The organism is Helicobacter mesocricetorum, from assembly GCF_900198605.1.
GTDB classification, from domain to species: Bacteria; Campylobacterota; Campylobacteria; order Campylobacterales; family Helicobacteraceae; genus Helicobacter_D; species Helicobacter_D mesocricetorum.
In genome coordinates, this window is record NZ_FZPJ01000002.1 from 24520 (window position 1) to 45389 (window position 20870).

The following is a 20870-nucleotide window of genomic DNA, read 5'->3' on the forward strand; positions in this document are numbered from 1 at the left end:
TTGATAAATAAAGCCATTTTTTAATAGAAAATAAGTAAAATCCCTCTATTTTGATTTAGAGGTTTTTGTATGAAAAAAGATGTTCGATCTTTGTATTTAGAGTTTTTTAAAAGTAAGGGGCATAAAGTTTATGAATCTATGCCATTAGTGCCTGATGATGCAAGTTTGCTTTTTACTAATGCAGGGATGGTGCAATTTAAAGATATTTTTACAGGAAAAGTGCCAATTCCTACCCCTAATATTGCTACAAGTTCGCAGTTGTGTATCCGTGCTGGTGGGAAACATAATGACTTAGAAAATGTGGGCTATACTTCAAGGCATCACACGCTTTTTGAAATGCTTGGAAATTTTAGCTTTGGGGGATATTTTAAGAAAGAAGCGATTGCTTATGCGTGGGAGTTTGTTACAGAAGTTTTAGGGTTTAGCAAAGAAGTATTATATGTAACTATCCACGAAAGTGATGATGAGGCATACGAACTATGGTGTGCGCATATTAACCCTAATCGTATTAAGAGAATGGGGGATAAAGATAATTTTTGGCAAATGGGAGATACCGGACCTTGCGGACCTTGTAGTGAAATTTTTGTCGATCAAGGGGAGGAGTATTTTAAAGGAGAGGAGGATTATTTTGGGGGAGATGGGGATAGGTTTTTAGAGATTTGGAATCTTGTTTTTATGCAATATGAGAGGGATAAAGAGGGGAATTTAAAACCTCTTCCTAAGCCAAGTATCGATACAGGAATGGGTTTAGAACGCGTTATGGTACTTTTAGAGGGCAAAAGGAGTAATTTTGATTCTTCGATTTTTATGCCTTTAATTGCCAAAGTAGAAGAGATAGCCAAGAGGAAATATGTTTATGAGAGTGGAGCAAGTTTTAGGGTAATTGCGGATCATTCAAGAGCAATAGCTTTTCTTTTAGCACAAGGAGTAAATTTTGACAAAGAGGGTAGAGGCTATGTTTTGCGTAGAATCTTGCGTAGGGCAGTTAGGCACGGGTATTTATTGGGGATTAAGGAAGCTTTTTTATATAAAGTCTTAGGAGTGGTTTGTGAGTATATGGGGGAGCATTATACTTATTTACAAGAGAAACAAGAGGTGTTAAAATCCCAATGTAAAGCGGAGGAAGAGAGATTTTTTGAAACGCTTGAAAATGGTATGAGTCTTTTTGGTAAAGAATTAAAGAAAATCAAAAATGAAAAAACTCATCAGCTCTTTAGCGGGGAAGTAGCTTTTAGGCTTTATGATACCTATGGATTTCCTTTGGATTTAACACAGGATATGCTAAGAGAAGAGGGGTTGAGTGTAGATATGGATAGCTTTGAAGTTTGTATGCAAAAACAAAAAGAACAAGCAAAAGCTCATTGGAAGGGGAGTGGAGATAGTTTAAAAGAGGGAGATTTTAAAAGTCTTTTGGAAGACTTTGGAGAAAATACTTTTATAGGCTATGAAACTTCAAAGTCTGAAGCGAAGATTCTTGCTTTGCTTAATGAGGATTTTAAGCAGGTTGAGAGTTTAAAAAATAGAGGCTATATAATGTTTGATAAAACCCCGCTTTATCCAGAAAGTGGAGGACCTATTGGAGATAAGGGAGAGATTTTAAATCTCAATAATGAACTTTTAGCAAAGGTGTTGGATACGAAAAAATATTTTGGCTTAAATATCTCACAAATTGAGGTTTTAGAGTTTTTAAGTGTGGGAGATAAAGTTATTATAAAAGTTGATGATTCAAGATTGGAGATTATGAAGCATCATAGCGCAACCCATTTGTTGCATAAGGCTTTAAGAGATGTTTTAGGGACTCATATCGCACAAGCTGGGAGTTTGGTAGAACCCAATCGTTTGCGTTTTGATTTTTCTCACCCTAAGGCTTTAAGCTCTGAAGAATTAGAACAGATTGAATTTATCGTTAATCAAAAAATTTTAGAATCTAATCCACAGGTTATGGAAGAATTGAGTCTTAATGAGGCTAAAAGTAAGGGAGCTATGGCTTTATTTGGTGAGAAATATGGGGAGAGAGTGAGGGTGATTACTTTTGGGGATTCTATTGAGCTTTGTGGGGGGATTCATGTAGAAAATACTGCAAATATAGGGAGTTTTTATATCGTAAAAGAGAGTGGAGTAAGTAGTGGAGTTAGACGAATTGAAGCAGTATGTGGAAGAGCTGCTTATAATTATGCTAAAGGCGCATTAGAGCAAGTATTCCAAGCAAAAGAAGCGTTAAAAACACAAGATTTATTAGTAGGGATTGAAAAACTAAAAGAGCAGATAAAAGCTTTAAAAAACATTCAGCAAAAGCCTAAAAGCTTACAATCTTTTAATGTAGAGAATCTAAAAGGGGTTTCGCTTATTATTGCTAGGGTGGATTTAGAGGATATTAAAGCCACCATTGATGAAGCAAAAAATAAATACGATAAAGTTGCGATTTTGCTTATTAATAAGCAAGGTAAAATCGCTGCTGGTGTTAAAAATGCCCCTATTAAAGCTGGAGAGTGGGTTAAAAAGGTTGCTAATAGAATGGGTGGCAATGGTGGAGGTAGAGATGATTTTGCTACTGCTGGAGGAAAAGATTTAGAAAAAATTGAAGAATCTTTGGTAGAGGCAAGAGATTTTGTGCAGAGCTGTTTGTAAGGAAGTTTAGATAAAGAAGTAATTAGTTTTATAGAAAGTGTTAGGGACTTATGAGATTAAAGAGTAAGGCTTAAGATAAGAATATACAATCTAGGGTTAAAGGGTAAGACAATCCAAAAGGTAGTGGTGGCATTATTAGATAATTATCATAAGCTAAGAAAAAGTTATGATTTAGTTTAGAGCATTGTATGAAGTGGTGATGTATATAATGAGGGGTTGGAGTTAGTGCATTTAGATTATAAAAGGTTTTTAAAAGATTAAGCCCAATAAAAGGATAGATTTTAGGAATTAAGTGCAGTGGCATTGGTGGTTAAAGAGGAGTTGTTATTTTTATGAAAGAGTGCAAGAATGTATGAGAATTTAACGATTGAAGTTTGCTTTCTTTAATCAATTTTAAGCACTGCCAAAAAAGCTTCTTGTGGAAGAGATACCTTTCCAATGGCTTTCATCCTTTTTTTGCCCTCTTTTTGTTTCTCTAATAATTTTCTCTTTCTTGTAATATCTCCTCCATAACATTTTGCTGTTACATTTTTGCCCACAGATTTAATGGTTTCTCTTGCGATGATTTTATTGCCTATACTTGCTTGAATGGCTACTTCAAAAAGCTGTCTAGGGATAATTTCTTTCATTGCTTCTATTAGCTCTTTGCCTTTTTCGTAAGCTTTGCTTTTAGGGACAATAATGCTTAAGGCATCAATAACTTCATTAGCCACCCTAATATCAAGCTTAACTAAGTCTCCTTCTTGATAGTGAATAGGCTCATAATCAAAACTTGCATAACCTTTGGTGCAGGATTTTAGTTTATCATAAAAATCCATAACGATTTCATTGGTTGGAATCCAATATTCTAATAATACCCTTGTTTCTTGTAGGTATTCCATTTTTTTTTGGATACCCCTTCTTTTGTTGAGTAGGGTAATGATATTGCCTAAAAATTCGCTAGGGACTATGATAGTAGATTTTACATAAGGTTCTTTGATTTTAGCAATTTTTTGTTCGGGAGGTAATTGGCTGGGATTTTGGATTTGAAGAATAGTTCCATCAGTTTGGGTAATTTCATAGACGACAGTGGGTGCAGTAGCAATTAAATCTAACCCAAATTCTCTCTCTAGCCTTTCTTTAATAACTTCCATATGTAAAAGTCCTAAGAATCCTATGCGGAATCCAAATCCTAATGCCACAGAAGTTTCAGGCTCATAAGTCAAACTTGAATCATTAAGTTTGAGTTTATCTAAAGCATCACGTAAATCTTCAAATTTATTGGTATCAATAGGATAAATTCCTGCAAAAACAAAGGGCTTTGCAGGTTCAAAACCTGCGATGGCTTCTTGGGTTTTGTTGTTAAAGTCTGTAATGGTATCTCCAACGGCAATGTCTGTTACATTTTTTAATCCCAAAACTACAATGCCAATTTCTCCGGTTTTTATTTCTTTTGTTTTTTGTCCTTTTATGGGATGGGGATAGAGTAAATCTAAGACTTGATGATTCTTTTTGCTTCCCATAATATAAATATTTTGCCCCTTTTTAATGCTACCATCTATTACGCGTATAAGGGCTAAAGCCCCTAAGTAATTATCAAACCACGAATCATAAATGAGAGCTTTAGTGGGTGCATCAATTTTCCCTTGAGGCGGTGGAATAAGCCTAATAATGGAATCCAATAAATCTTTAATACCAATATTTGCTTTAGCACTAACCTCTAAAGCGTTAGAACAATCTAAACCAATGGTTTGTTCAATTTCTGATTTTACACGTTCTGGTGTTGCTGCTGGAAGGTCAATTTTGTTTAACACAGGGATAATTTCAAGATTATTATCTAATGCGATATAGACATTAGCAATGGTTTGGGCTTCTACACCTTGACTAGCATCAACGACTAATAAAGCCCCTTCACAGGAAGCAAGGGAGCGCGAAACTTCATAGCTAAAATCTACATGTCCGGGGGTATCAATAAGGTTTAAGATATAAGATTGTCCTTCATAGTTGTAATTTAATCTCACGCTTTGTGCTTTTATGGTGATTCCTCTTTCTTTTTCAATATCCATAGTATCCATTATTTGGGAACTCATTTCACGTTCTGTAATTGCCCCACAAGCTTGTATGAGGCAATCTGCTAAGGTGGATTTTCCGTGATCAATATGGGCAATAATCGAAAAATTACGAATAAAGTGTAGAGGATTATTCATTAAAATTAACCTTAATGTCAAAAGTATATTATGAATCTAAACATAAAAAAGCTTATAGAATGTTAAGTCTTAAGGCGTGTAAATACGCATAGGATTGTGTGGTTTTGTGGGGATTAAGGCTAAGAATTATTAGGGTAAGATTATGGAAGTAAGGTAAGGATTGCTAAGAATTTTGGTTATAATTTTAGTCTTATTTTTTTTGCATAAGGAAAGCGTTTGAGTTTTTTGAAGATTTTATTAGCACCTTTTGACTTTATTATGAAGTATTTTAAGGCTTTGGTATTTTTATTGATTGTTTTTTTAATCTTTTTTTCCGGTGGTGGAGAGGAGAATGATGAGGCTAATGTAGCAAGGATTGATTTAGTGGGTCCTATTATGCAAAGTGAGAGTTTTTTAGAAGAGTTTTATCAATTAGAACAAAATCCAAATATTAAAGGTATTTTGCTTGTTATTAATTCTCCTGGTGGTGGAGTAGCTCCTAGTGTAGAGATTTCAGAGGCGATTAAAAGGGTAAGTAAAATTAAGCCCATTGTTGCTTATGCGCAAGATTCTATGGCAAGTGGTAGCTATTTAGCGGGAATGTGGGCAAATTTTATTATTGCTAACAAAGGTGCTTTGTTGGGTTCTATTGGAGTAATTTTAAATGGTGTGGATATTAGTGAGTTAGCTCAAAAATTAGGCATTAAATCTCAAAGTTTAAAAGCAGGAGATTATAAAGAAGCGGGGACTTTTATGCGTCCTTGGAATTCTTTAGAAGAAGAGATGTTGGAGGGATTAATTCAAGAACAATACAAAATGTTTGTCAATGATGTGGTGCAAGCTAGAGGGTTAGATATAAATAATCAAGAGTATTTTGCGCAAGGTAGAATCTTAAGTGCTGCTAATGCTTTAAAGCTTGGATTAATTGATGAGATAGGAAGTATTTATGAGGCACAAAATAAACTTTATACGCTTGCAGGGATTGAAGAGCCTCATTGGTTGCAAAAGGATAAATTTGAATTATACCTACAAAAATTACTTGGTGATAATATCGCATTAGGCATTGAAGGGGCGGCTTATAGAATCTTTAATCTTATTTTAAGATAAATTAATGTGAGTGTAATATTGAGTGTTGATGTATAACTAACCCTTTGGTTTTTGTTGTATTGATTCAATGCCGGTGTTGGCTAAATTTGTAGGGATTTGTGAGGGGAGGATGGTTTCCTCTTAATTTTATTTATGAAATAATTTTTAGCTTTTAGGGCGAAAAGCTTTGATGACGGATTCGTTAGTTTGCAAATAACTTCCTCCTATTAAGTCCAAACAATAAGGAATAGCAGGAAATACAGCGTCTAAGCACTCTCTAATAGATTTTGGCTTACCTGGTAGGTTAAGAATGAGAGTTTTGTTTCTAATTCCTGCAGTTTGTCTTGAGAGGATTGCAGTTGGGACATATTGTAAGCTAGTTTGTCGCATAAGCTCACCAAAACCCGGAAGGATTTTTTGGCATACGGCTTCTGTAGCCTCTGGCGTTACATCTCTCTTTGCTGGTCCTGTTCCACCTGTGGTAATGATTAAATCGCATTCTTCTTTATCTGCAAACTCTATGAGATATTTTTCAATTTCTTTTTGTTCATCGGCTATGACTTTATAGATGCTTTTCCAAGGAGAAAGGAGGTATTCTTGCAAGGTTGCAATAATGGCATTTCCTGAAATATCTTCATAGATTCCAGCACTTGCTCTATCAGATAGTGTTAGAATCCCAATTTTTGCTTCTTTCATTATGTATCCTTTATGTTTGTATTAATCCAATGGAGTATTTCTTGTATATTGTTTAAGTTTAAAATATCGATATTTTTAGGGATTTTTGAATAATCTTTAATGCTCTCATCAATAGCTAAAGCACTGCTAAAAGCAAAGAAACGTTCATCTAAACTTTCTCTAGCGATTGTTATTTTTGGGAATGGAAGCTCTTTAAGTCCTTCGATGAAGAGATAATCAGAGCCTTGAAAGTATTTAATAATTTCTGTGATATTTAAAGGAGTATGAAAACGCAAAGTTGTCTGTGTGGGGCTTAAAATTGCTATATTTGCTCCACTTTTATAGAATCTATCAGAATCCTTTCCTGCTGTATCAAAGATGGCTTTATCCTTTGGGTCGTGTTTAATGATGCTAACCTTTTTATTGGGTTGTAAGAAAAGGGAGAGTTTTTCAATAAGCGTGGTTTTGCCACTATTGGAATTTCCGCTAAAAACAAGGATTCTCACGATAGTATTCCGCTAAATGGAAGTTTATGACTTCTTTCTTTAGCATAAAATCTTTGGTTGTTTTTAATGTCATATTTCCAAATAGGGGCTTTGTGCTTAAAGTCTTCAATAAAGCTTTCGAAAATATCCAAACAAGCACGCCGTTTTTGGCTAAAAACTCCCGCCATATAAGAGCTTTGATGATTTAAAACATCTCCCTTAGAATGTGCCATTTTTAAAAAGACTCCTTTTTGGGAGGCATTTTCACTCCAACGCAAAAACCATTCTTCTAAAAGGGGTTCATAAATATCAAAACTTAAACCTTCATATCCATTTTCTGCACGGACAATTCCTGTAAAGATACTATTGGCTCCAAGATTATTGCTACTAGCAAAATCATACCAATTTGCATAAATTACTTTGGTATCTAAAGCCCCATCAAAGAGTTCTAATCCTATTATTTTTGTTTGCATTATCCACCGCATACTGGAGGTAAGAGTAGGATTCTATCCCCAGATTTTAAAGGAGTGTCTAAAGAGGTAACTATTTCATTATTAAGCGCAATCGCACAATCTTCAAGCCAAATGCGTATTTCTGGAATCTGCTGTAATTCTTGTTTGAGATCATAGAAATCTTTTGCATTACTTTGTAACACCTTATTTCCTAGTGGTCCTAAAAATTCGATTTCTATCATTATAAATCCTTGGTTTTAAATTATCGTAAAAGCTGAATTCTTTCTTCTTGCATTTGGTAGGGTATTTGGTTTAGCTTTTGAAGTTTTTTTGCTTTTGGCAAAGCTTTGTCTTTTTGTGGAGTAGTTGGAGTAGCTTTTGGTATTTCTTGTATTATTGGGAGTTTAGGGGGGTTATTTGTAGAAATAATTTTTTCTGTTCTTCCATCAATAAAAAATGCAGTATTTTTAGGGTATTTTTGCATCTCTTCTATGAAGTTCTGATCATTTTGTGAAAGCATTAAGACTAAGGTTTGGGTAGGTTTGTTAGAAGAAATTTCTAAGAAATTTTCTGCATTTAATGGAATAAAAACCATAAAGAGGAAGAAAGCATTTGTTGGAATGACTTTAAAGAAAAGCTTCATAATTTTCCTTTGTTGAGAAGAGCTTTTTTAGTTATGTATTGTTATAATTTTATACTATTTAAAGAATAAAGTAAAGGAGAAAAAATGTTAGAAATTGTTTCTACAAAAGATGCCCCACAAGCCATAGGTCCTTATTCACAAGCAATTTGCGTCAATGGAATGGTTTTTACTTCTGGACAAATTGGTCTTACACCAAAGGGAGATTTAGTAGTAGGTATTGAGAAACAAACTAGGCAGGTTTTAAATAATTTACAAGCGGTTTTAAGGGAGGCAAATAGTGGTTTAAATAAGGTTGTTAAGACAACAATTTTTTTAAGTGATATGGAATATTTTGCTAAAGTTAATGAAATTTATGAGGAGTTTTTTGGCGAACATAAACCTGCAAGGAGTACTGTTGCGGTTAAAACATTGCCTAAAGATGCTTTGGTTGAAATTGAATGTATCGCCTTAAAATAAAAAGCTTAAAATTTAAAATATAAAAATACATTTAAAATCAAGAATTAAGTGTTGTTAAGGCTATGCTTAAATATTATTTAAAAAAGATTCTGTTACAATTTGGGGTTTTATTGTCTTAAATAATAATGAAACTTCAAAATTTCAAATCATAAGGAATTGTATAATGTATGCAATCATTCAGAATGGAGGCAAACAATACAAGGTAAGTGAAGGCGATGTTATATTGCTTGATTGCTTAAACCTTGAGCCAAAGTCAAAAGTTGAAGTGAAAGAAGTCTTAGCCCTTTGTGAAGAAAATAACATAACAATTGGGACACCTTATGTTGCAGGTGCTCAAGTAGAGCTTGAAGTTATTAATGAGGGTAGAGGCAAGAAAGTTATCACTTTTAAGAAACGTCGTAGAAAGGATAGTAAAACCAAAAGAGGTTTTAGGAGAGATTTTACACGCGTTCGTGTTATTAAAATTACTGCATAGATTGCTACAATTAAGGAGTTGTAATGGCACATAAGAAAGGTCAAGGAAGTACTCAGAATAATCGCGATTCAGCTGGACGTCGCCTAGGTGTTAAAAAGTTTGGTGGAGAGTTTGTTCGTGCGGGAAATATTATCATTCGCCAAAGAGGGACAAAAGTGCATCCCGGTAATAATGTTGGAATTGGAAAAGATCATACCATTTTTGCTTTAATTGATGGTATCGTTTCTTTTGAAAGAAAAGATAGAAATCGTAAAAAAGTTTCTATTTATCCTGCTTCTTAAGCTTCTTTAAGCCCCTTTAAGGGGTTTCTTCTTAATAAATCTTTTAGGATTTTTATGTTTATTGATAGCGTTGAGATTCTTGTATCTTCTGGAAAAGGCGGAGCCGGTGCTGTCTCTTTTCGCAAAGAGAAATTTGTTATTAATGGCGGTCCAGATGGAGGAGATGGAGGAAAGGGTGGTGATGTTTATTTTAAAGTTGATAGAAACACCAACACTCTTTCACATTTTAGAGGACATAAGGTTTTTAAAGCACATAATGGTAAGCCGGGAATGGGGTGTAATAGATATGGAAAAAAGGGTGATGATTTAATTATCGTAGTTCCGCCCGGGACTCAGGTTTTTGATGTGCAAAATAATATTTTATTGCTTGATTTGGTAGAAGAAGGGGAATTGGTTTTATTCCTCAAAGGAGGCAAAGGAGGGCTTGGTAATGTTCATTTTAAAAGTTCTACCAATCAACGTCCTACTTATGCACAGCTAGGTTTGTCAGGCATTGAAAAAAAAGTGAGATTAGAATTAAAGCTAATTGCTGATGTAGGATTGGTTGGTTTTCCTAATGTTGGTAAATCTACCCTTATATCGGTGCTATCTAATGCAAAGCCAGAAATTGCAAATTATGAATTTACGACCTTAATCCCTTCTTTGGGGATTGTAAGTATTGATGAATACCAATCTTTTGTTATGGCGGATATTCCGGGAATTATTAGTGGTGCTAGTGATGGCAAAGGGCTTGGCATTAAGTTTTTACAACATATTGAAAGAACGAGATTTTTACTTTTTGTGCTTGATGTTGCCAATCATCGTTCATTGGTGGAACAATTTAGGATTTTAAGGGAGGAATTAAGAATCTTTAGTGAAGATTTATCAAGCAAACCTTATGGAATTATGTTTTCAAAAATAGATGCCAATGAAAATATTGAAATATTGGAGGAGTTTTTAAGAACTTTTGGATTTCTTTTTAAAGAAGAAAAACCTTTTTGTTGGCTTAAGCAAGAAAAAGATTCTTTTGGCAGAACTATTAAGGGTGATGAACCTTTATTTGCTATTGGGGTTTCTAGCATTAGTGCAAAAAATTTAGAGATATTAAAGTTTTTTTTATACCAAAACATAAAGGAGGATTGATGTTAAAAAATAGGATTGTTTTAAAGGTAGGGAGTGCTGTTTTGGTTAAAGATCAAAAGATTAATCTAACTCAAATACACGCTCTAAGTCAGCTAATAGCAGAATTAATGGGGTATTATGAAATTATTTTGGTATCTTCTGGGGCTGTTGCATCAGGTTTTACTTCCTTAAACCTTAATAAAGATATTGTGGAGAACAAACAGGCATTAGCGGCTATTGGTCAGCCTTTATTGATGAAAATTTATGCAGAATCCCTAAGGCAGTATCAAATTACTAGCGCACAACTTTTAATTTCTAATTATGAATTTGATTCAAGGAAGCGGACGCAAAATGCTAGAAATGTTATTGAGGTATTGTTAAAAAATAAGATTTTGCCTATTATTAATGAAAATGATGTAACTGCTACTGGAGAATTGGCTTTTTTGGGTTTTGGAGATAATGATCAGCTTTCTGCTAAAGTAACGCATTATTTTAATGCTTCAATGTTGGCAATTTTAAGTGATGTAGAGGGTTATTATGAGGACAATCCACAAATTAATCCTAATGCGAAAATGCGTAAAATTGTCCATTCTATCCCTAAAGAAGATTTGGAAACCAATCCTACCCCTAATGATGATTTTGCAACAGGTGGGATTGTTACTAAACTTAAAGCGGCGGATTTTTTATTAAAAAATAAGCGCAGTATGTTTTTATCAAGTGGAAAAAAACTTGAAGTTTTAAGGGAGTTTTTATTGGAGCAAAAACATACGCAAGGGACACTCTTTATTCCAGAAACTGCGTGAGGATAGTCAAATGAATATCATTTTTATGGGGACACCAACTTATGCGGCAGTTATTTTAGAATCTTTGTTAAAATATCATAATATTCAGGCATTAGTTTGTCAAAGTGATAAAAAATCCGGTCGCTCTATGCAGCTTAAAATGCCTCCTACTAAAGCCTTAATCCTTAATAAAGAGTTAGATATTCCAATCTTTCAAGACCTTAATGAGGATACCATAAAATATCTCCAAAGTATTCCTTGTGATATAATTATTGTAGCGGCTTTTGGAAAGATACTTTCAAAAGAAGTTTTAAATATAGCACCTTGTATTAATCTTCACGGTTCAATTTTGCCTAAATTTAGGGGGGCAAGTCCTATTCAAGCAAGTATTTTAGAAAATGAGAGATATTTTGGTGTAAGTGTAATGAAAATGGAAGAAGGTTTGGATTGTGGGGATGTTTTAGGGGTAAAGGTTATAAAAAATACACAACAAAATGCTGTAGAATTGTTTGAACAATTATCGCAATTAGCAGCAGAGCTAATTTTAGAGTTTTTAGAAAGAAAAGATTGCATCGTGCCTTTGAAACAAAGAGAGTGTGAAAGTAGCTTTTGTAAAAAGATTAAAAAAGAATTTGGGGAAGTTGCATTAGATAATGCCCAAGAAATTGTTTTAAAATCTCTTGCTTATGAGAGTTGGCCAGGAATATTTTTAAAAAATGGTTTAAAAATGAGGGGATTAACTTTAGAGGAGGTAGATTCTAAAAATCCAGCAGGTTTAATTCTTAAAATCACCAAAGAAAAAGTTTTACTAGGAACAAAACAAGGGAGTATGTGGATTGAGTTTTTACAAGCACCCTCTAAGAATATCGTGAGTGCGTATCAGTATTTACAAGGGAGGAGGCTTAAAGAAGGGGATATATTGGAATAATGAAGATTTTATTTTTTGAATGTTTAGAATCTACCCAGCTTTTTTTGCTTGAAAAGTTAAGAGAACATTCATTAAAGCCTCCTATTATGGTTGTAGCACATCATCAAAATAAAGGCATAGGAAGCAGGGGTAATGCGTGGGAAGCAGTAAAAGAAGGAATGTATTTTTCTTTTGCTCTTTATAAGGATTCTTTACCACAAGATTTACCCTTAGAATCAACTTCTATTTTCTATGGTTATATTTTTAAAAGTATTTTAGAAGAGTATCACTCTAAAGTATGGTTAAAATGGCCTAATGATTTATATATTCAAGATAAAAAAATTGGTGGTGTTTTATGTAATTTGATAGAAGATAAGATTTTAGTTGGCATTGGTTTGAATTTAAAAGTAGAGGGTAGGGATTTTGGAGTTTTGGATATTCCAATTTCTCAAGAAGAGATTTTGGAGAAATTTATAGAAAAAATAGAAGTTTTTAAATGGAAGCAAATTTTTAGTAAATATAAGTTAGAATTCCCAAATAATTTTCATTTTAATTTTCACCATAAAGGAAAGATTCTATCTCTTAAAAATGCAAGTCTTTTTGAAGATGGTTCAATATTGCTTGATGGGCAGAGAATTTATAGTTTGCGATAGCGGAGTGAAGGATGTGTGAAGTTATTTGTATTGCTAATCAAAAAGGTGGAGTTGGTAAAACAACAACAGCTGTAAATTTAGCAGCTTCATTGGCGGTGGAGGAAAAAAAAGTTTTGCTTATTGATGCCGATCCACAGGCTAATGCAACCACAAGCTTAGGGTTTCATCGTAATAGTATAGAGTTTAATATCTATCATGTTTTAATAGGGACTAAACAGCTTTCTCAAATTATTCAAAAGACATCTATTACTACTTTGCACCTTGCGCCATCAAACATTGGTTTAGTAGGTATTGAAAAGGAATTTTATAACCAAAAAAGAAGCGGTAGAGAGTTGATATTAAAAAAGAAAATTGAAGATGTTCTTGGTGTATATGATTATATCATCATTGATTCACCCCCAGCACTTGGTCCCTTAACGATTAATGCACTTAGTGCTTCGCATTCTGTTATTATTCCTATTCAATGTGAATTTTTTGCTTTAGAGGGGTTAGCGCAACTTTTAAATACTATCAAACTTTTGCGTAAAGAGATTAATCCAAATTTGGCTATTAAAGGCTTATTGCCAACAATGTATAGCTCCCAAAATAATCTTTCAAGGCAGGTTTTTGCAGATTTATTGCAACATTTTGATGAGCAACTTATTAAGATTAGCGATACTCAAAATACAATCGTGATTCCTAGAAATATTAAATTAGCGGAATCTCCAAGTTTTGGGAAGCCTGTAATATTATACGATATTCGCTCACAGGGCAATATAGCCTATCAAAACCTTGCAAAAGCCATTTTAAAGAGGGCTTAATGGCTAAAAAGTCTGTAGGATTGGGGAGAGGATTAAGTGCGATTTTAGGTGAGGTAGAAGAGGCTTACCAAAAAGACTTAAATGATAACTCGGGTTTGGTTGTTGAAATTGATATTGATAGTATTAAACCTAATCCATTACAACCACGAAAAAATTTTGATAATAAAAGTTTGCAGGAGTTAGCTGATTCTATTAATCAATATGGGCTATTGCAGCCAGTTTTAGTTTATGAAAACATTAAAGAATCTGATTCTTATTATTTAATTGCAGGAGAGAGACGTCTTAGGGCTAGTAAAATTGCAGGAAAAACTAGTATTAAAGCAATTATTGTTGAAGTTCAAGAAGAAAAATTAAGAGAACTTGCTTTGATTGAAAATATCCAAAGAGAAGATTTAAATCCTATTGATTTAGCCCGTTCTTATAAGGAGTTAATTGAATATTATGGAATTACGCACGAGGAAGTCGCTAAACGTCTCTCAAAATCAAGAGCGCAAATTACCAATACTTTAAGGCTTTTAGAACTTGATAAAGAGGTTCAAAAGTATGTTTTAGAAAATAAGATTTCACAAGGACACGCTAAGATTCTTGTAACATTACCTGCAAAGCAACAAATAATGGTGGCTAATTCTATTGTTGGACAAAAATTAAGTGTGCATCAAACAGAGAAAATTGTTAAAAATATAAAAGATAATAAAAGTAATTCTGTTTCAAAAAATAATACTCTACAACCTACAAATACAAATAATAAAACACTAATGAAGCAGTTAGAAAATATTTGTGTAATTCTACATTCCAATAAAATTTCAGCGAATTTTATTAAAAATAAATTAATTGTAGAATTTAGTAACGATGAGGAGGTAAAAAGGTTTAAGAATATTTTACTAAATGAAAGGTTTTAAGAAAAACTTAGAAAGATTCGTGATACAATAAAATATATCTAAATTAAAGAAAGGAGTTCAAATGACTATTATCCCAGATTTGTGGGTAATGGCACTAGTATTCGGCATTTTTCTTATCTTGGTGTATTTGTTAAATGATATCTTATATAAACCATTGCTTCATTTTATGGATACTAGAGAGGATTCTATTAGGAGAGATAGTGAGGGTATCCAAGAGAATATGACAGATGTTAAAGCATTGCAAGATGAGATAGAAGAGATATTGAAAAATGCTAAAAAAGAAGCCGCTATTATTAAGAATAAAGCCCATGAGAGTGCTAAAAAAAATGCAGAGATAAAGATTGCACAAAAGAGAGAAGAGTTAGAGCGAAAATATAATGATTTTGTTGTAAATTTGCAAAATGAAAAAGAACTTTTGAGGACTTCATTATCGTTGCAAATACCAGTCTTTAAGCAAAATTTACAGGCTAAGCTTGAGAAACTATAAGGAGAAATAAGTGAAAAAAATCTTTATTTTATTGGCAGTTATTCCTTATATGCTTTTAGCCGCTAGTGGGACAGGAGAAATAGATATTATTGAGAGAACTATTAATTTTGTAATCTTTTTTGCTTTGATTTATTATTTTGCCGCAGATAAAATTAAAGCAATTTTTGCAGATAGGAGAGAAGAGATAGCAAGTTCTTTAGCAAAGATTCAAGAAAAACTTCAAGCCTCTAAGAAGGAGAAGCAAAAGACTCTTAAGGATTTAGAGGAAGCAAAAAGAGTTGCGAGTGAGATTATAGAAACTGCACATAAAGAAACTTATGTTATCGCACAAAAAATTGAAGAAACTACAAGAATAGAACTTGAAGGTTTGGTAAAACAATTTAATGAAAGTATGGCTTTTGAGCGAAGAAGAATTGAAAAATCCGTTATCAATGAAGTTTTAGAAGAAGTGCTTTATAAAGATTCTATTGCTTTAAGTAAAGAAGTGTTAGCTCAATCTCTCTTAAAAAAGGCAGTATAAGATGAAAGAATTAATTGCAAAACGATATGTTAAAGCATTTTATAAAGTTGCAACACAGGAAGAATTGAATGAGGCTATTAATATATTTGCAAAACTTGCCAATGCTTACGATATTATTAAGTTTCAGGAAATTATTAAATCTCCTTATATTGTTACAGAAAAAAAAGTTGATTTTATTATTCAAGATGTTTTAGAGAATAAAATTAGTGTAAAGATAATAAATTTTATTAAAATCTTGGCAGAACATAATCGATTAGATTTATTTCCAGAATTATACAAGGAAACATCTTCTTATGTAGCATCTTTAAAAAAGGAATATATTGCTTTTCTTATGGTTAATGAAGATTATGGCGAATCTAGAGTGAGGGATTTTGAAAGCAAGTTTAGTAAGAAACTTGGAGTTAATTTACTTTTAGAGCAAAAAATTGTTCAAGAAGTTGGTATTAAGTTGGTCGTTGAAGATTTGGGGATTGAAATTTCTTTTTCTCAAGATAAATTTATCAATGATTTGAAGAATCATATATTAAGAGCATTTTAATTTTATTATTTAAGGAGTAGTAGTGGTAGCGAAATTACAAGCCGATGAAATTAGTTCAATTATCAAAGAAAGGATAGATAATTTTGAATTAAATTTGGATATTGCAGAAGTAGGAAAAGTAGTTGCTTATGCAGATGGAGTTGCTAAAGTTTATGGACTTAAAAATGCAATGTCTTATGAGATGGTTGAATTTGATACGGGCGACAAAGGTTTAGCTTCAAGCCTAGAAGAAGGAAGTGTAGGTGTTGTTGTCTTAGGAGCTGGTAAAGAAATCAAGGAAGGCACTTCAGTAAAAAGGCTTAATAAACTTTTGCGTGTTCCTGTTGGTGATGGATTAATGGGACGCGTTTTAAATGCTTTGGGTGAGCCTATAGATGGAAAAGGTGCTATTGAAATTAAAGAATATCGTTTTATGGAAGAAAAAGCTCCTGGTATTATGGCTAGAAAATCCGTGCATGAGCCTTTGCAAACAGGTCTAAAAGCTATTGATGCGCTTGTTCCTATTGGTAGAGGGCAGAGAGAATTAATAATTGGTGATAGACAAACAGGGAAGACAACAGTGGCTATTGATACTATCATTAACCAAAAAGGTCAAGATGTTGTTTGTATTTATGTTGCAATTGGGCAAAAAGAATCCACTGTAGCACAGGTTGTAAGAAAATTAGAAGAGCACGGGGCTATGGAATACACTATTATTGTTAATGCACCTGCTTCTGATTCTGCTGCTATGCAATATTTAGCTCCCTATGCAGGTGTAACTATGGGTGAATATTTTAGGGACAATGGTAGGCACGCTTTAATTGTTTATGATGATTTAAGTAAGCACGCTGTGGCTTATCGTGAAATGTCCTTGATTCTTAGACGTCCTCCTGGCAGGGAGGCGTTTCCCGGAGATGTTTTTTATCTTCATTCAAGACTATTAGAACGTGCCGCAAAAGTTAATGACGAATTAGGTGCTGGATCATTGACAGCTCTACCTATCATTGAAACACAAGCGGGAGATGTCGCTGCTTACATTCCAACAAATGTTATATCTATTACCGATGGTCAAATTTTTCTTGAAACAGATCTTTTCAATTCTGGAATTCGTCCTGCTATTAATGTTGGTTTATCGGTATCTCGCGTTGGGGGTGCAGCACAAATTAAGGCGACAAAGCAAGTTTCTGGGACTTTGAGATTAGATTTGGCTCAGTTTAGAGAGCTTCAAGCTTTTGCACAATTTGCTTCAGATCTTGATGAAACAAGCCGAAAACAACTTGATAGAGGTCAAAGAATGGTTGAAGTATTGAAGCAACCTCCTTATTCTCCATTACCTATTGAACGACAAGTTGTTATTATTTTTGCAGGTGCTAGAGGTTATATGGATGATGTTGCGGTTTCAAATATTACAAAATTTGAAGCAGATTTGTATCCATTCTTAGAAGCAAAATATCCACAAATTTTTGAAGATATACGTTCTAAAAAAATGCTTGATAAGGATATTGAAGAAACCCTTTGTAAAGCTTTAGAAGAATTTAAAGCCAGTTTTACAGCATAATGGCATAGTATAGGAGCCTATATGGGAAATAATCTAAAAGATATTAGAAAACAGATTTCAAGTGTTCTTAATACACAGAAAACTACACGCGCTATGAAGCTTGTATCTACTTCTAAGCTTAAAAAAGCTGATGAGATGGCTAGACGCTCAAAAGTATATGCTAATAAAATTGTAGAAGTTCTTGCAGAAATTAAAGCTAAAGTATCTAATGGCAATAGTGCGGTTGATAATCCCTATTTCTTTCTTGAAAATAAGAATTTAAATCTTGTAGATATTGTTCTTGTTACTGCAGATAAAGGGTTATGTGGAGGGTTTAATATTAATACCATTAAAGAGGTTAATCGACTTATAGCAGAGCATAAGCTTAAAGACATGAAAGTCCGCTTACGCGTGATTGGTAAAAAAGCTGTTGAATATTATAGATTTAATGAAATTGAAGTATTAGATAGTGTGGTTGGCTTAAGTGCTTCCCCAGATTATGCTAAAGCAGCTGAGTTTATCAATAAAGCTGTTGAAGATTATTTAAATGGTGTAACTTCAAAAATTATTTTGATTCATAATGGGTTTAAAAATATGATTTCTCAAGAAATGAAAGTTTCGCAATTATTACCCATTGAAGCTATCGAATTACCCCAAGTATGTAGTTCAATTTTAGAAGTAGAGCCCAATGAACAAGAAAATGAAATATTAAATCAATTAGCTAACAAATATGTAGAATTTAGTATGTATTTTGCATTGGTGGATTCTTTAGCAGCTGAACATAGCGCAAGGATGCAAGCAATGGATGCGGCAACGAGTAATGCGGGCGAATTAGCAAAAAGTTTAACAATTGCTTATAATAAAGCAAGACAAGAAGCTATTACAACAGAGTTGGTAGAAATTAATACCGGCGTTGAGTCGATGAAATAAGGAGTGTGATAAATGTCAGAAAATATGGTAGGAAAAATAATTCAAGTTATGGGACCTGTTGTAGATGTAGATTTTGAATCTTATCTTCCCTCAATTAACGAAGCATTAGAGATTAATTTTGATATAGATGGTCAAAACCATAAATTGATTTTAGAAGTAGCAGCGCATATAGGAGATAATAGAATCCGTGCAATTGCTATGGATATGACAGAGGGATTGACAAGAGGAGAGAGAGTAGTTGCAAAAGGAAGCCCTATTTCTGTTCCTGTGGGGGAGCAAGTTTTGGGTAGGATTTTTAATGTAATTGGGGATGTTATTGATGGCGGAGAGGATTTAAAGGAAGTTGAAAAATGGTCTATTCATAGAAGCACTCCAAGCTTTGAGAACCAAAGCACAAAAACAGAAATGTTTGAAACGGGAATCAAGGTAGTAGATTTACTAGCTCCCTATTCAAAAGGTGGTAAAGTTGGATTGTTTGGTGGTGCAGGTGTTGGTAAAACCGTTGTTATTATGGAACTTATTCATAATGTTGCATTTAAACATAGTGGTTATTCTGTTTTTGCTGGTGTTGGTGAGAGGACTCGTGAGGGGAATGACTTGTATCACGAAATGAAAGAATCTGGAGTATTAGATAAAGTTGCTCTATGTTATGGGCAGATGAATGAACCACCAGGTGCTAGAAATAGAATCGCATTTACAGGTTTGACAATGGCGGAATACTTTCGAGATGAGAAAGGTTTAGATGTTTTAATGTTTATTGATAATATTTTTAGATATGCCCAATCAGGTGCTGAAATGTCTGCATTATTAGGAAGGATTCCTTCAGCGGTTGGTTATCAACCTACCTTAGCAAGTGAAATGGGAAAATTACAAGAGAGAATTACCTCTACTAAAAAAGGTTCTATTACTTCTGTTCAAGCGGTTTATGTTCCAGCTGATGACTTAACAGACCCAGCACCAGCTTCTGTTTTTGCTCATCTTGATGCTACAACAGTTTTAAATAGAAAGATTGCTGAAAAAGGGATTTATCCAGCTGTTGATCCGCTTGATTCAACTTCAAGAATCTTAGATCCTCAAGTAGTGGGTGAAGAGCACTATAAGATTGCAACTAGTGTGCAACAGGTTTTGCAAAAATATAAAGATTTACAAGATATTATTGCTATTTTGGGTATGGATGAGCTTTCAGAAGAAGATAAAAAGGTTGTTGAAAGAGCAAGGAAAATAGAAAAATTTCTTTCACAGCCCTTTTTCGTAGCAGAAGTCTTTACGGGTAGCCCCGGCAAATATGTAACTTTGCAAGAAACCTTAGAAGGTTTTAGAGGGATTTTAGAGGGTAAATACGACAATATTCCAGAAAATGCCTTTTATATGGTAGGAAATATTAATGAGGTTCTTGAAAAAGCAGAGAAAATGAAGGCAAATTCCTAAGGAGCCTTAAATGGAAACCTTAAAATTAGATATTGTTACTCCAGAGGGGAAGATTTTTTCTAATGATGTGAAGTCTGTTACCCTTCCCGGAAGTGAGGGAGAGTTTGGTGTTCTACCCGGACATGTTGGCATAGTTACGACATTAAGGGCGGGTGTTGTAGAGGTGCAAAGATTAGATGACAAAAAAGAGATGGTTGCTATTAATTGGGGCTATGTAAGAGTTGATGAGCAAAGCGTTGATGTGCTTGTAGATGGTGCGGTAGATATTAATGGAAGCAACGAAAGTGAAATAGCTAGAGCTATCTCTGATGCTAAAAAACTTCTTGAAGAATCTACGGACAATAAAATAGCTCTTTCAATGGTTGTTTCACATATTGAAAATAATGCTAAGAGCATATTATGATATTTTCATTTTTGCAAGAGTATGGCATTGTAACTATAGTGGTGCTTACTTGGTTGTCTTTTTATTTTATTTTAGTAATTTGGATATTTTTTTATCGCTATATTTCTTTATATTTGACACTTGCAAATGAACAGCAATGTTTAGAGGGACTATTAAATGGCAAGAATGCTTTATCAAGAAGTTCCTTACTTTATTCTAATTTAAATAATATTGATAAGAAAATAACAGAATCTGTTTTGCAATACTCTCTTGATAAAGCTATGAAAGATGCTACTTTGGGTTTGACATTTTTAGCCATTGTTGCTTCTACTGCTCCTTTTATTGGTTTGTTTGGGACGGTTATTGAAATCTTAGAAGCTTTTTCAAAATTAGGTGCTACTTCTAAAGCAACTTTAGATGCGATTGCTCCTATTATTTCAAAAGCATTAGTAGCTACTGCGGCAGGTATTTTGACAGCTATTCCCGCTTATTCTTTTAACCTTTTTTTAAAAAGAAAGGTTTTTGAACTAAATACTTATTTGCAATTACAAATTAATGTTTTAATCGCATCAAAAGAATAA

The 20870-nt window shown here is 33.5% G+C and carries 25 protein-coding genes; 19 read left to right on the top strand and 6 right to left on the bottom strand.

The genetic code is table 11. From position 1 onward, the window contains the following. Positions 1 to 69: 69 nt before the first annotated feature. On the top strand, positions 70 to 2628 hold the full coding sequence (alaS, locus tag C6H18_RS00465; protein WP_104721160.1) for an alanine--tRNA ligase: 2559 nt from the start codon (positions 70 to 72) through the stop codon (positions 2626 to 2628). 383 nt (positions 2629 to 3011) lie between these two features. On the opposite strand, the gene lepA is transcribed toward alaS, so the two are convergent. Continuing rightward, the gene (lepA, locus tag C6H18_RS00470) at positions 3012 to 4814 is read right to left on the bottom strand and encodes a translation elongation factor 4 (protein ID WP_104721161.1); all 1803 of its coding nucleotides are present in this window, start codon (positions 4812 to 4814) and stop codon (positions 3012 to 3014) included. Positions 4815 to 5030: 216 nt separating this feature from the next. Here lepA and sppA point away from each other — a divergent pair, with 216 nt between their 5' ends. Further along, positions 5031 to 5900 carry a signal peptide peptidase SppA gene (gene sppA / locus C6H18_RS00475; RefSeq protein WP_233704008.1) on the top strand — a complete coding sequence of 290 codons (870 nt, stop codon included), beginning with the start codon at positions 5031 to 5033 and terminating at the stop codon, positions 5898 to 5900. A gap of 144 nt (positions 5901 to 6044) precedes the next feature. Here sppA and mog read toward each other — a convergent pair whose 3' ends face one another. The 5 genes from mog to C6H18_RS00500 are packed head-to-tail and all read right to left on the bottom strand — an operon-like array spanning position 6045 to position 8134. Beyond that, positions 6045 to 6575 carry a molybdopterin adenylyltransferase gene (mog, locus tag C6H18_RS00480; RefSeq protein ID WP_104721162.1) on the bottom strand — a complete coding sequence of 177 codons (531 nt, stop codon included), beginning with the start codon at positions 6573 to 6575 and terminating at the stop codon, positions 6045 to 6047. Further along, complete coding sequence (gene mobB, locus C6H18_RS00485; protein ID WP_104721163.1) at positions 6575 to 7060, bottom strand: molybdopterin-guanine dinucleotide biosynthesis protein B; 486 nt, start codon at positions 7058 to 7060, stop codon at positions 6575 to 6577. Before mobB ends, mog begins: the two co-directional genes overlap by 1 nt. Beyond that, the gene (locus C6H18_RS00490; protein ID WP_104721164.1) at positions 7057 to 7512 is read right to left on the bottom strand and encodes a molybdopterin synthase catalytic subunit; all 456 of its coding nucleotides are present in this window, start codon (positions 7510 to 7512) and stop codon (positions 7057 to 7059) included. The genes mobB and C6H18_RS00490 overlap by 4 nt, the downstream gene beginning before the upstream one ends. Continuing rightward, the gene (locus tag C6H18_RS00495; protein WP_104721165.1) at positions 7512 to 7733 is read right to left on the bottom strand and encodes a MoaD/ThiS family protein; all 222 of its coding nucleotides are present in this window, start codon (positions 7731 to 7733) and stop codon (positions 7512 to 7514) included. Before C6H18_RS00495 ends, C6H18_RS00490 begins: the two co-directional genes overlap by 1 nt. 20 nt (positions 7734 to 7753) lie before the next feature. Continuing rightward, a complete protein-coding gene (locus tag C6H18_RS00500; protein ID WP_104721166.1) occupies positions 7754 to 8134 on the bottom strand; it encodes a hypothetical protein in 381 nt (126 codons plus the stop codon). Between the two features lie 84 nt (positions 8135 to 8218). On the opposite strand from C6H18_RS00500, the gene C6H18_RS00505 reads away from it, so the two are divergent. The 17 genes from C6H18_RS00505 (at position 8219) to C6H18_RS00585 (ending at position 20870) form a co-directional block, all read left to right on the top strand. Then, on the top strand, positions 8219 to 8590 hold the full coding sequence (locus C6H18_RS00505; protein ID WP_104721167.1) for a RidA family protein: 372 nt from the start codon (positions 8219 to 8221) through the stop codon (positions 8588 to 8590). 160 nt (positions 8591 to 8750) lie between these two features. Further along, on the top strand, positions 8751 to 9065 hold the full coding sequence (rplU, locus tag C6H18_RS00510) for a 50S ribosomal protein L21 (protein WP_199770095.1): 315 nt from the start codon (positions 8751 to 8753) through the stop codon (positions 9063 to 9065). 23 nt (positions 9066 to 9088) lie between these two features. Next, the gene (gene rpmA, locus C6H18_RS00515; RefSeq protein ID WP_104721169.1) at positions 9089 to 9346 is read left to right on the top strand and encodes a 50S ribosomal protein L27; all 258 of its coding nucleotides are present in this window, start codon (positions 9089 to 9091) and stop codon (positions 9344 to 9346) included. Between the two features lie 54 nt (positions 9347 to 9400). Continuing rightward, entirely contained in the window at positions 9401 to 10468 is a 1068-nt protein-coding gene (obgE, locus tag C6H18_RS00520) for a GTPase ObgE (protein ID WP_104721170.1), read from the top strand. Beyond that, positions 10468 to 11250: a glutamate 5-kinase gene (proB, locus tag C6H18_RS00525; protein WP_104721171.1), complete on the top strand. Its 783-nt coding sequence runs from the start codon at positions 10468 to 10470 to the stop codon at positions 11248 to 11250. The genes obgE and proB overlap by 1 nt, the downstream gene beginning before the upstream one ends. A 10-nt stretch (positions 11251 to 11260) precedes the next feature. Beyond that, the gene (locus C6H18_RS00530) at positions 11261 to 12157 is read left to right on the top strand and encodes a methionyl-tRNA formyltransferase (protein WP_104721172.1); all 897 of its coding nucleotides are present in this window, start codon (positions 11261 to 11263) and stop codon (positions 12155 to 12157) included. Further along, a complete protein-coding gene (locus tag C6H18_RS00535; RefSeq protein WP_104721173.1) occupies positions 12157 to 12789 on the top strand; it encodes a biotin--[acetyl-CoA-carboxylase] ligase in 633 nt (210 codons plus the stop codon). Before C6H18_RS00530 ends, C6H18_RS00535 begins: the two co-directional genes overlap by 1 nt. Before the next feature lie 11 nt (positions 12790 to 12800). Further along, on the top strand, positions 12801 to 13589 hold the full coding sequence (locus C6H18_RS00540) for a ParA family protein (RefSeq protein ID WP_104721174.1): 789 nt from the start codon (positions 12801 to 12803) through the stop codon (positions 13587 to 13589). Beyond that, positions 13589 to 14488, top strand: coding sequence for a ParB/RepB/Spo0J family partition protein (locus tag C6H18_RS00545; RefSeq protein WP_104721175.1), 900 nt, complete (start codon positions 13589 to 13591; stop codon positions 14486 to 14488). The genes C6H18_RS00540 and C6H18_RS00545 overlap by 1 nt, the downstream gene beginning before the upstream one ends. Positions 14489 to 14549: 61 nt before the next feature. Beyond that, complete coding sequence (locus tag C6H18_RS00550) at positions 14550 to 14975, top strand: F0F1 ATP synthase subunit B family protein (RefSeq protein ID WP_104721176.1); 426 nt, start codon at positions 14550 to 14552, stop codon at positions 14973 to 14975. 10 nt (positions 14976 to 14985) lie between these two features. Then, positions 14986 to 15495 carry a F0F1 ATP synthase subunit B gene (locus C6H18_RS00555; protein ID WP_104721177.1) on the top strand — a complete coding sequence of 170 codons (510 nt, stop codon included), beginning with the start codon at positions 14986 to 14988 and terminating at the stop codon, positions 15493 to 15495. A 1-nt stretch (position 15496) separates the two neighbouring features. After that, positions 15497 to 16033, top strand: coding sequence for a F0F1 ATP synthase subunit delta (locus C6H18_RS00560; protein WP_104721178.1), 537 nt, complete (start codon positions 15497 to 15499; stop codon positions 16031 to 16033). Between the two features lie 22 nt (positions 16034 to 16055). Further along, positions 16056 to 17570 carry a F0F1 ATP synthase subunit alpha gene (atpA, locus tag C6H18_RS00565; RefSeq protein WP_104721179.1) on the top strand — a complete coding sequence of 505 codons (1515 nt, stop codon included), beginning with the start codon at positions 16056 to 16058 and terminating at the stop codon, positions 17568 to 17570. A 21-nt stretch (positions 17571 to 17591) separates the two neighbouring features. Further along, complete coding sequence (gene atpG / locus C6H18_RS00570; RefSeq protein WP_104721180.1) at positions 17592 to 18479, top strand: ATP synthase F1 subunit gamma; 888 nt, start codon at positions 17592 to 17594, stop codon at positions 18477 to 18479. A 24-nt stretch (positions 18480 to 18503) separates the two neighbouring features. After that, positions 18504 to 19907: a F0F1 ATP synthase subunit beta gene (gene atpD, locus C6H18_RS00575; RefSeq protein WP_104721195.1), complete on the top strand. Its 1404-nt coding sequence runs from the start codon at positions 18504 to 18506 to the stop codon at positions 19905 to 19907. 10 nt (positions 19908 to 19917) lie between these two features. Next, positions 19918 to 20310 (top strand): ATP synthase F1 subunit epsilon, encoded by a 393-nt coding sequence (gene atpC / locus C6H18_RS00580; protein ID WP_104721181.1) that lies wholly within the window; start codon positions 19918 to 19920, stop codon positions 20308 to 20310. Continuing rightward, positions 20307 to 20870, top strand: coding sequence for a MotA/TolQ/ExbB proton channel family protein (locus C6H18_RS00585; RefSeq protein WP_104721182.1), 564 nt, complete (start codon positions 20307 to 20309; stop codon positions 20868 to 20870). The genes atpC and C6H18_RS00585 overlap by 4 nt, the downstream gene beginning before the upstream one ends.

What these genes read in the sequence shown, in the direction of transcription:
- alaS (WP_104721160.1), top strand. Translation starts at nt 70, where the DNA reads ATGAAAAAAGATGTTCGATCTTTGTATTTAGAGTTTTTTAAAAGTAAG.
- lepA (WP_104721161.1), bottom strand. Translation starts at nt 4,814, where the DNA reads ATGAATAATCCTCTACACTTTATTCGTAATTTTTCGATTATTGCCCAT.
- mog (WP_104721162.1), bottom strand. Translation starts at nt 6,575, where the DNA reads ATGAAAGAAGCAAAAATTGGGATTCTAACACTATCTGATAGAGCAAGT.
- C6H18_RS00490 (WP_104721164.1), bottom strand. Translation starts at nt 7,512, where the DNA reads ATGCAAACAAAAATAATAGGATTAGAACTCTTTGATGGGGCTTTAGAT.
- C6H18_RS00495 (WP_104721165.1), bottom strand. Translation starts at nt 7,733, where the DNA reads ATGATAGAAATCGAATTTTTAGGACCACTAGGAAATAAGGTGTTACAA.
- C6H18_RS00500 (WP_104721166.1), bottom strand. Translation starts at nt 8,134, where the DNA reads ATGAAGCTTTTCTTTAAAGTCATTCCAACAAATGCTTTCTTCCTCTTT.
- C6H18_RS00505 (WP_104721167.1), top strand. Translation starts at nt 8,219, where the DNA reads ATGTTAGAAATTGTTTCTACAAAAGATGCCCCACAAGCCATAGGTCCT.
- rpmA (WP_104721169.1), top strand. Translation starts at nt 9,089, where the DNA reads ATGGCACATAAGAAAGGTCAAGGAAGTACTCAGAATAATCGCGATTCA.
- obgE (WP_104721170.1), top strand. Translation starts at nt 9,401, where the DNA reads ATGTTTATTGATAGCGTTGAGATTCTTGTATCTTCTGGAAAAGGCGGA.
- proB (WP_104721171.1), top strand. Translation starts at nt 10,468, where the DNA reads ATGTTAAAAAATAGGATTGTTTTAAAGGTAGGGAGTGCTGTTTTGGTT.
- C6H18_RS00530 (WP_104721172.1), top strand. Translation starts at nt 11,261, where the DNA reads ATGAATATCATTTTTATGGGGACACCAACTTATGCGGCAGTTATTTTA.
- C6H18_RS00535 (WP_104721173.1), top strand. Translation starts at nt 12,157, where the DNA reads ATGAAGATTTTATTTTTTGAATGTTTAGAATCTACCCAGCTTTTTTTG.
- C6H18_RS00540 (WP_104721174.1), top strand. Translation starts at nt 12,801, where the DNA reads ATGTGTGAAGTTATTTGTATTGCTAATCAAAAAGGTGGAGTTGGTAAA.
- C6H18_RS00545 (WP_104721175.1), top strand. Translation starts at nt 13,589, where the DNA reads ATGGCTAAAAAGTCTGTAGGATTGGGGAGAGGATTAAGTGCGATTTTA.
- C6H18_RS00550 (WP_104721176.1), top strand. Translation starts at nt 14,550, where the DNA reads ATGACTATTATCCCAGATTTGTGGGTAATGGCACTAGTATTCGGCATT.
- C6H18_RS00560 (WP_104721178.1), top strand. Translation starts at nt 15,497, where the DNA reads ATGAAAGAATTAATTGCAAAACGATATGTTAAAGCATTTTATAAAGTT.
- atpG (WP_104721180.1), top strand. Translation starts at nt 17,592, where the DNA reads ATGGGAAATAATCTAAAAGATATTAGAAAACAGATTTCAAGTGTTCTT.
- atpD (WP_104721195.1), top strand. Translation starts at nt 18,504, where the DNA reads ATGGTAGGAAAAATAATTCAAGTTATGGGACCTGTTGTAGATGTAGAT.
- atpC (WP_104721181.1), top strand. Translation starts at nt 19,918, where the DNA reads ATGGAAACCTTAAAATTAGATATTGTTACTCCAGAGGGGAAGATTTTT.
- C6H18_RS00585 (WP_104721182.1), top strand. Translation starts at nt 20,307, where the DNA reads ATGATATTTTCATTTTTGCAAGAGTATGGCATTGTAACTATAGTGGTG.